Source organism: Aeromonas sp. LsrichE-8G, assembly GCF_022869435.1.
GTDB lineage: Bacteria > Pseudomonadota > Gammaproteobacteria > Enterobacterales > Aeromonadaceae > Aeromonas > Aeromonas caviae.
The window spans coordinates 1-293 of record NZ_JALIHH010000309.1; the positions used below are offsets into that span (position 1 = coordinate 1).

The 293-nt window shown below is 48.5% G+C and carries 1 protein-coding gene; it reads right to left on the reverse strand.

The window, feature by feature from the left end; translation table 11 throughout:
• On the reverse strand, positions 1 to 293 hold a 293-nt coding region (gene tnpA / locus MUW49_RS21710), incomplete at both ends, for an IS200/IS605 family transposase (RefSeq protein ID WP_244813252.1).

The following is a 293-nucleotide window of genomic DNA, read 5'->3' on the forward strand; positions in this document are numbered from 1 at the left end:
AAGCACCTCTCAAGTCCAGAAATTCATTACGCAGTCGCCTTGATGTGACCGCCTTTAACGAGTTCACCAGTACCGATAGCTGCACCGTTGGCGCGTACTCTATCAGCATGTGAACATGATCAGCCTCTCCGTCACACTCTTTCAGTGCCGCACCAAAATCTCTGCAAACCTCTGCCGCACACTGACCGAATGAAGCGTGATGCAGATCCCCCAGTATCGGCTTTCGATACTTGGTAATAAACACCAAATGTACGTGCAAAACGTAGGCCGCATGGCGTGATTTATTAATTTTA